This window comes from Streptomyces sp. NPDC050287 (assembly GCF_044459385.1).
Lineage (GTDB): Bacteria > Actinomycetota > Actinomycetes > Streptomycetales > Streptomycetaceae > Streptomyces.
On record NZ_JBITIY010000031.1, the window covers coordinates 21507 to 29923 of the forward strand.

Genomic DNA, 8417 nt, shown 5'->3' on the forward strand with positions numbered 1-8417 from the left:
GGTCGCTCAGTCCTCCCATCGGGCGTCGTAGAACAGCGGGTAGGCCTGCGCGTCGGTGGTGATTCCACGCACCCGGTCGGCGACGCCGAGCAGGGTGGCGGGCGCGTACACCGGGAGGGCGAGCGCCTCGTCGTTCACCCGCCGCTGCGCCTTGGCGTAGAGGGCGTCGCGGGCAGCCGGGTCGCGGGTCACGGAGGCGTCCTTCAGCCACCGGTCGAGGCGGCTGTCGTGCACGGCGAACGCGTTGCTGCCGCCCTGTCGCGCGGTCTGGTCGGAGGCGAAGAAGGTGCGCATGATGTCGGGATCGCCCCGGTTCCAGCTGAAGCCCATCAGGTCGGCGTCCCGGCCGAGTGCCTTCTGCAGAAAGCTGCCCGGCTCCATGGCGGTGAGGCGGACCTCGATGCCCGCGCGTTTGGCCTCCGCCTGGATGCCCTGAGCGAGCAGGGCGCGCTGGTCGCGCATCTGGGACGCCATGTAGGGCCACTGGACGGTGAGCCGCCTGCCGTCCTTGGTGCGGTAGCCGGCTCCGTCGCGTCCGGTCCAGCCGGCCTCGTCGAGCAGACGGGCCGTCAGCTCCGGGTCGTACGCCCAGGTCCCTTCGCTCCGCTGGTCGTAGCCGGGCGTGGCGGGTGACAGGGCGCTCCAGGCGCGCTGGTACTGACCGGAGTACAGCGCCTGGACCAGTGCGTCGAACCGGACCGCGTGCTGCAGGGCCTGCCGGACACGCCGGTCGTCGAGCGGCGCGCGGTAGGGGTTGAGCAGCAGGACGTACGGCGCTCCGGGCTGCGGTGCCCGCAGAAAGCTGAAGCCGTCCGCGTGCCGGAGCGTGCTGATGTTGCCGGGCGGCACGGCGGCGATGTCGACCTGTCCGGAGCTGAGCGCGCCGAAGCGGGAGGCCGCCTCGGGGATGAACTGCACGGTCAGACCGGGGAGTCGGGCCGGTCCCCGGTGGGCGGCGCCCTCGGGCCCCCAGGCGTAGGCGGGGTTGCGGTCCAGCTCGATGCTGCGGTTGCGGATCCAGTCGGCGAACACGAAGGGGCCGGTGCCGACAGGGTGTACGCAGGTGCGGCCCTGGTGGGCGCGCAGGGCGGTCGGGGACTGGATGCCGAAGGTCGCCGTGGACAGTACCTGGAGCAGGGGCGCGTACGGGCGCGACAGGTGGATCCGTACGGTGTGCGCGTCCAGGACCGTGGCGCCTCGGTACATGGAGATGAGGCCGGCGGCGTACTGCGACTTGGTCTCAGGGGCGACGGCGTGGTCGAGGGTGGCCTTCACGGCGTCGGCGGTGAAGGCGGTGCCGTCGTGGAAGCGGACGCCCTCGCGCAGCTCGAAGGTGTAGTCGAGTCCGTCGTCGGAGATCTTCCAGCTGGTCGCGAGCCAGGGCCGCAAGGTGCCCTCGCGATCCAGGGAGACCAGCGAGTCGAAGATGTTCCGGCCGATGGCAGCGGTCACGTCGTACGGGCTGATCTGAGGGTCCATGCAGTCCGGCTGGGCCTCGACGGCGTAGCTCAGCCGGCCGCCGGGCCCGGTGGAACCGGTGCCGGCCGCGCAGCCGGCGGCGGACACCAGCAACAGGACGGCGGCCACCACCCGCCCGACCGGCGCGCCCCGTCTCATGCCGCCCCCGGCTCCGGAGCCGGGTGCAGCGCGATGGCGGCCGCCGGGCACAACGCGGCCGCCTCACGGGCCCGTTCGGCCGTGTCGGCGTCCAAGGCCGTGCCGTCGGTGAGCAACTCGACGATGCCGTCGTCGTCCTGCCCGAACAGATCCGGGTCGGTGAGCGCGCACTGTCCTGCGCCGACGCAGCGCTCGGGCTCGGTGGTGATCCGCACCGCGGTCACCAGGCCACGGGCAGCGCGTAGATGCCCTGCACCCCGCTGTGCGCGGGCTTGATCTCGACCTGCTCGGCGGGCACGGCGAGCCGCAGGTCCGGGATGCGGTCGAACAGGGCGGTGAGCGCGCTCTGCACCTCGGCGCGGGCCAGGTTCTGGCCGATGCACTGGTGTACGCCGAAACCGAACCCGACGTGGTGGCGGGCGCCGCGCTCCAGGTCGAGCCGGTCCGGGTCGGCGAAGGCATCCGGATCGCGGTTGATCTCCGCCATGCTCAGCATCACGCTGTCGCCCTCGCGGATGGTGAGGTCGCCGATCTCGATGTCGGCGGCGGCCACCCGCATCACGACGTCGCCGATGGAGAGGTAGCGCAGCAGCTCCTCGACAGCCAGGGCCGCCTTGTCCGGGCCGGCGCGGAAGACCGCGAGGTGTTCGGGGTTCTGCAGGAGGGTGAACACGCTGAGGGTGATCATGCTGGCGGTGGTCTCGTGGCCGGTCATCAGCAGGATGATCCCGAGCCGGATGACCTCCTCCCGGCTGAGCGAGCCGTCGGCCAGGTCCTCGTGGACCAGTGTGTCGAGCAGCCCGGGGCCCGGCTCGGTCTCCCGCTCCTTCCGGTCGACCAGTTCGGTCAGGTACCCCCGCAGGTTGAGCAGCGCCTGGCCGACCTCCTCCGGCGATACCTGCGGGGACACCAGCTGCGCGGACTGCTTCTCGAAGTAGTCGTGGTCCTCGTACGGGACACCGAGGATGCCGCAGATCGTGTACGAGGAGACGGGCAGTGCCAGATCCCTGAGGACGTCGGCGTCCGGCCCCTTGGCCAGCATGGCGTCGACGAGTTCACCGGCCCGCCGCTGGATCTCCTCGGTCAGCTCGCGGGTGCGGCGTACCGAGAAGGCGGAGATGACCCGGCGCCGGTACGCGGTGTGCTCCGGCGGGTCCATGCCGATGAGCATCGTCGCCGTCAGGATCGCCTTGCGGCGGGCGCTGGGCGAGGGGAAGTCGGGCCGGGACCAGTCCGACGACAGCCGTGAATCGATGAGCAGCGTGCGGGCCTCGGCGTGCCCGAGCACCACCCAGGTCGGCCGCCCGTCGTAGAGCCGGGCCCGCACCACCGGCCCCCGCTGCCGCAACTCGCGGTAGCCGGGGGCTGGTTGGTAGGGACACCGGCGCTGCTGGGGGAAGTCGGGCAGCGGCTCGGTGGAGTCGACGGGACTCAAGGAGCCGGGATGTGACATGAGGTCTCCTGCGAGCAGCGAGCGGACAGCCGGCGCGAATGCCGGACCGACGCGCCGAACGGAAGCGGCACATCGACGTGCCGGACACCCCCCACCCTTCAACCGCCCGCTAACGCGGCGCTAAAGGCCGCCCTAATGGGGGGAGGCTCGGAGCGGCGCCTCAGCGGGCGTACGGGATGGGAGGGCCTGCGCTTCTGCGCGGGTACGGAGCGGACGGGCTTCCCCTACAGCGCGAGTACGGGGCGGACGGGGCTACCCCTTCAGAGCGAGTACGGGGCAGAGCGGCCTTCCCCTGCAGCGCGGGTACGGGGGCGGACGGGGCTACCCCTACAGCGCGAGTACGGGCAGAGCGGCCTTCCCCTGCAGCGCGAGTACGGGGGCGGACGGGGCTACCCCTACAGCGCGAGTACGGGGCAGACGGGCCCTTCGCCAGCGCGACTGTGGGATGCGGACGGGCCCTTCGCTTCAGCGCGGCGTCCCGGGTGCCCCGCCCGGACGCGAGCGCCGTAGCCCGACCGCCAGTCGGCACAGGCCGAGGGCACGCCTCGGCGCGGAGATCGAGATCGAGCCGGGCGAGGTCAGCTCCGCCCGACTCGACCGCCCCAGGCCGGTGCGGCCCGGCGCCACCGGCCGGATCCCGCGCCGCGCGGCGCATGCCGCCACCACCCGGCTCGCGCAGCGGCCCGGGGAGGCGCCGCCGCCGGCCGACCACAGTGCCGGCCGACCACGCTTCCCGCCGCCCACCGGACGAGTCGGCCGTACTACGGCCCGCGTACGGGGTCAACGCCCCGGCTCGGGCCGAGCACCAAGCCCGCGGCCCCTCGTACGGCCGCCGTGTCCCGCTTTAGCTCGCGCTAGGGGGGCCTTAAGCCCGGCTGTCGAGATTGGCGGGATGCAGATCTCAGCCATCGCCCGGGAGCGGCGTCACACGCTCTTCTTCCTCGACGAGATACGCCCCTTCTCGCCGGTGCACCTGGACACCGAAGTCGACATGTCGGGAGTCCTCGCGCACCGGGAAGCACACCGCGGCGCGAGCCGGCTGTCCCTGGTCACCTATGTGCTGCACTCCGCGGCCCGGGTGCTGGCCGCGCACCCGGAGGCCAACGCGGCGATCCGCGGCCGGCGGCTCGCGCGCTACGGCGAGGTGGCCGGCAAGATCGTCCTGGACAAGCAGGTCGGGGGCCGCCGGGTGGTGGTCTCCGCGGTGCTGCCCGACCTGGACCGTACGGACCTGAAGGCGATCCAGGGCGAGGTCGAGCGTTACCGCGACGGCGACCCGGCCACGATGCCGGAGTTCGCGCCGATGCTGATGCTGCACCGGCTGCCCCACCCGGTGGCCCGCGCGCTGTACCGCAGAGCGGTGCGGTCACTGGTGAGCCACCCCCGTTTCTTCGGCACGTTCGCGGTCAGCTCCCTCGGGCACCGCGCGGTGGACGGCTTCCACTCGGTGGGCGGGACGACCGTCACGTTCGGGGTGGGCCGGGTCGTGGAGCGCCCGGTGGTGCGGGACGGCGAGGTGACGACGGCTCCGGTGATGCGGCTCAACCTCACCTTCGACCACCGGGTCATCGACGGCGCGGAGGCCGCCGACATCCTCACCGAGGTCAAGACGGTCCTGGAGAGCTACTCGGGCGAGGAGGGCCTGCGGTGAACGACGTCACCGAACTCAAGCGGTTCATCGGGGTGCACGCGCGGATCCTCGGCATCCCCCAGGACCGCGCCCGCGACATCCTCGGACGCGTGCGCCACGACGAGGAGGGCGAACCGGGCTCCTGGGCCCGCGAGTGGACCGCGGCCGGCATCGAACTGGAGCGCGCGGGAAAGGAGTTGGAGGCGGGCCGGCACTTCAACATCGCCCGCTTCCCCTTCGTCGACGGCCCCGCCCGCGCCGACGCGCAGGAGCGCACCGTCGCCTCCTTCAACCGCTGGCGCCTGGGCCTGAGCGCGGGCATCCAGCGCCTCGACCTGGAGCTGCCCGGCGGCCGGATGACCGCGTGGGCGGCCGGCCTCGACGCCCGCGGCGGCGAACTGCCCCCCGTCCTGCTGCTCAGCGGCGGCATCGTCAGCGTCAAGGAGCAGTTCGGACCGATCGTCGCCAAGGCCTCCCGGCTCGGCGTGGCCGTCGTCGCCGTCGAGATGCCGGGCGTCGGGGAGAACACCCGGCGCTACACGGCCGACAGTCACCACCTGGTCGGCGAACTGCTCGACGCCCTCGGCGGCCGGGCCGACGTGACCCGGACGTACGCCCTGATGATGAGCTTCAGCGGCCACCTGGCGCTGCGGGCCGCCCTCACCGACAAGCGCATCCGCGGTGTGATCACGGCGGGCGCCCCGATCCGGGAGTTCTTCACCGACACCACGTGGCGGCCGCGCATCCCGCGCGTCACCGTCGACACCCTCGCCCATCTGACCGGCGAGCGCCCCGACACCGTACTGGAGCACATGACCGGCTGGGCCCTGAGCGAGGACGAACTCGCCGCGCTCGACGTGCCGTTGGCGTACACAGCCAGTGCGCGCGACGAGATCATCCCGCCCGGCGACCGGCTGCTCCTGGAGGAGCGCGTGCGCGAGTTGCGGCTCCTCGTCCACGACGACGTGCACGGCTCACCGTCCCATGTGGCCGAGTCCCGGCTGTGGAGCCTGCGTTCCGCGCTGGAGATGCTCGGCGGTTACGGGCCGCAGCGCGCGGTTCTCGGCGGAGTGCTCTCCGCGCTCCGCACCCGCCAGAAGATCACCGGTGCCGTCGCCCGGCGCACCGCCGTACAGGAGGTCGGCCCATGACGACCAGCTCCCCGTCCCCGAACCCACCGCCCGCGAACCACCCGTACCGATTCGGCGTGAACGTCATCGCGCCCGACGCGGACTGGCCGTCGACGGCCTGGGAGGCCGAACGGCTCGGCTACGACATGATCGGCACCACGGACCGGCTCGGCATGCCCGCGCCGTTCCCCTCGCTGGTGGCCGCCGCGATGGCCACCCACCAGATCCGGGTCGCCACCTACCTCACCAACACCTCGCTGTGGGAGCCGGAGGTGCTCGCGAGGGAGATCGCCGGCACCGACCGGCTCGTCGGCGGAAGGCTCGAAGTCGGCCTGCACCAGGGCCAGTCGGGGTGCGGCGCGACCGCCGCGCTCGGCGCGGACGAGCGGCTCGCCCGGCTCGCCGAGACGCTGGACGTCCTTCAGCGGCTGCTGCCGGACGCCGAGCACCAGCCGCAGCCCGTCCAGCGCCCCCGGCCGCCCCTGATGGTCGGTGCCAACGAGCCGGCCGAGCTGGAACTGGCCGCCCGGCGGGCCGACGCGGTCTGCTTCGTCGGCGCCACGCTGCCGCCCGAGGGCGGGCTGGTGCTCCTGTCGCCGGACGAGTTCGCCGAGCGCGCCGACCTCGTACGCACGGCGGCGAGCGGCCGCACCCCCGACCTCGACGACGACCGCCCGCTCGAACTGAACGTCGGGATCAAGCGGGTCGTCGTCACCGAGGACCGCAAAGCCGGTGCCGAGTCCGTCCGTGCCTTCGCCCCGCATCTCTCCCTGGACGAACTGCTCGACGTACCGACCCTCCTCATCGGGACCCACCAGGAGATGGCGGAGCAGTTGCGCGGCCACCGCGAGCGCCACGGGCTCAGCTCCTTCATGGTCCTCGGCCCCGACCTGCACGCCTTCGCCCCCGTGATCCCGCTGCTCCGGGAAGGATGAGCCGGCATGACCGATCCCGTCATCGTGGTGGGGGCCGGCCCCACCGGACTGCTGCTCGCCGCCGAACTCGCACTCGCCGGGGTGCCCACGGTCGTGCTCGACCGGGACGAGGCACCGGCCCCGCACTCCCCCGGCCAGGCCGTCAACGCGGCCGTCATGGACATCCTCGACCAGCGCGGCCTCGCCGACGAACTGCGCGAGGCCGCACTGCCGTTGCCCGGCGCCCACTTCTCCCTGCTGTGGCTGCGCCCCGAGGAACTGCCCGGCCCTCCGGCCGCCCGCGGCCTCCTCGTCCCGCAGTCCCGTCTGGAGGCCGTGCTGCGCCGGCGCGCCGAGGAGCTCGGGGTCGAGATCCGGCGTGGCACGCAGGTCGTGGACCTCGGCCGGTTCGCCGACTCGGTGAGCGTCCGGTTGCGCACCGCCGACGGCGAGCAACTCCTGCGCGGCTCCTACGTCGTGGGCGCCGACGGCGCGGACAGCACCGTACGGGAACTGGCCGGCATCGGCTTCCCCGGCAGCGGCTGGACCGTCTCCGGCACCGTAGGGGACATCGAGGCCGACTTCGCCGACCTGTCTGTCCAGCACCTGGGCGCCCACTACATGGGCTCGGGCGGCGTCTACTCGGGCGCCCCGGCGGGCCCCGCCACCCTGCGGGTGATCACCACCACGTTCGCCGAGGACGGCTCGCCGGGCACCCCTGTCTCGCTCGACCGGTTCCAGGCGGACATCGAGGAGCTGACCGGGCGCATGCTGCCGGCGCGGCGCCTGCTGTGGGCCGAGCGGTTCACCAGCGTCAGCGGGAACGCGGAGCGCTACCGGCTGGGGCGGGTGCTGCTCGCCGGTGACGCCGCGCACTCGTTCTACCCGCTCGGCGGACTGCGTCTGAGCACCTGCCTCCAGGACGCGGTGAACCTCGGCTGGAAGCTCGCCGCCGACCTCGCCGGCTGGGCCCCGCCCGGCCTCCTCGACACCTACCACGCCGAACGCCACTCGGAGGGCGAGCGGGCCCGCCTCGCGCTGGACGCCCAGCTCGCGCTGATGCACCCGGCGGCGGGGGCGGCGGGCATCCGCGCCCTGTTCGGCGAGCTGACCCGCCTCGACCAGGTCAACGAGTACCTGGTGAAGCTGGTGACCGGGACGGACGTGCGCTACCGGGTCGACGACGCGGGAGAGATCCCCGGGGCGGCGGACCTCCTCGGCCACCGGCTGCCCGGCACCGCGCCACTGCTGCGCACGGGGCGGGGCGTACTCATCGCCCCCTCCACCCGGGCACACGCGGCCGCCGGGTGGGCGGACCGGGTGGACACCGTGGATCCGACGGCGGCCGGTACGGCGCCCGCGCTGCTGCGGCCGGACGGGCACGTGGTCTGGGCCGAGGGCGCCGGCGACCTGGAGAGGGCCCTGAAGCAGTGGTTCGGGGCGCCGCGCTGAGGCGCGTACGCACGAAAGACCAGTGGTGGGGGGGGGGGGGGGGGGGGGGGGGGGGGGGGCGCCCGGGGGGGGGGGGGGGGGGGCTTGGGGGGGGGGGGGGGGGGCAATGGGGGCGGGGGGGGGGGCCACGCTGCGGCGTGGAGACCGCCGTCGTCAACGACGAGTTCGGCCATGAGGCGCAGATCGCGGCTGGAGCGTCCGACGCGCAGCCGGTAGCGGCC

General features: G+C 73.5%; 7 protein-coding genes. 4 read left to right on the forward strand and 3 right to left on the reverse strand.

Features of this window, described 5'->3' with window-relative positions; translation table 11 throughout:
- Positions 1 to 6: 6 nt before the first annotated feature.
- Genes ACIBK3_RS45955 through ACIBK3_RS45965 form a run of 3 tightly spaced genes read right to left on the reverse strand, consistent with a single transcriptional unit; the run spans position 7 to position 3070 of the window.
- Positions 7 to 1617, reverse strand: coding sequence for an ABC transporter substrate-binding protein (locus tag ACIBK3_RS45955; protein ID WP_399374577.1), 1611 nt, complete (start codon positions 1615 to 1617; stop codon positions 7 to 9).
- Positions 1614 to 1841, reverse strand: coding sequence for a ferredoxin (locus ACIBK3_RS45960; RefSeq protein ID WP_399374579.1), 228 nt, complete (start codon positions 1839 to 1841; stop codon positions 1614 to 1616). The genes ACIBK3_RS45955 and ACIBK3_RS45960 overlap by 4 nt, the downstream gene beginning before the upstream one ends.
- Positions 1838 to 3070, reverse strand: a complete 1233-nt coding sequence (locus ACIBK3_RS45965; protein ID WP_399374580.1) for a cytochrome P450 — start codon at positions 3068 to 3070, stop codon at positions 1838 to 1840. The genes ACIBK3_RS45960 and ACIBK3_RS45965 overlap by 4 nt, the downstream gene beginning before the upstream one ends.
- Before the next feature lie 892 nt (positions 3071 to 3962).
- Here ACIBK3_RS45965 and ACIBK3_RS45970 point away from each other — a divergent pair.
- Genes ACIBK3_RS45970 through ACIBK3_RS45985 form a run of 4 tightly spaced genes read left to right on the forward strand, consistent with a single transcriptional unit; the run spans position 3963 to position 8196 of the window.
- Entirely contained in the window at positions 3963 to 4721 is a 759-nt protein-coding gene (locus tag ACIBK3_RS45970) for a 2-oxo acid dehydrogenase subunit E2 (protein WP_399374581.1), read from the forward strand.
- Complete coding sequence (locus ACIBK3_RS45975; protein ID WP_399374583.1) at positions 4718 to 5851, forward strand: alpha/beta hydrolase; 1134 nt, start codon at positions 4718 to 4720, stop codon at positions 5849 to 5851. Before ACIBK3_RS45970 ends, ACIBK3_RS45975 begins: the two co-directional genes overlap by 4 nt.
- Positions 5848 to 6765, forward strand: a complete 918-nt coding sequence (locus ACIBK3_RS45980; RefSeq protein WP_399374584.1) for a TIGR03621 family F420-dependent LLM class oxidoreductase — start codon at positions 5848 to 5850, stop codon at positions 6763 to 6765. Before ACIBK3_RS45975 ends, ACIBK3_RS45980 begins: the two co-directional genes overlap by 4 nt.
- 6 nt (positions 6766 to 6771) lie before the next feature.
- Complete coding sequence (locus ACIBK3_RS45985; RefSeq protein WP_399374585.1) at positions 6772 to 8196, forward strand: FAD-dependent monooxygenase; 1425 nt, start codon at positions 6772 to 6774, stop codon at positions 8194 to 8196.
- Positions 8197 to 8417 lie beyond the last annotated feature (221 nt).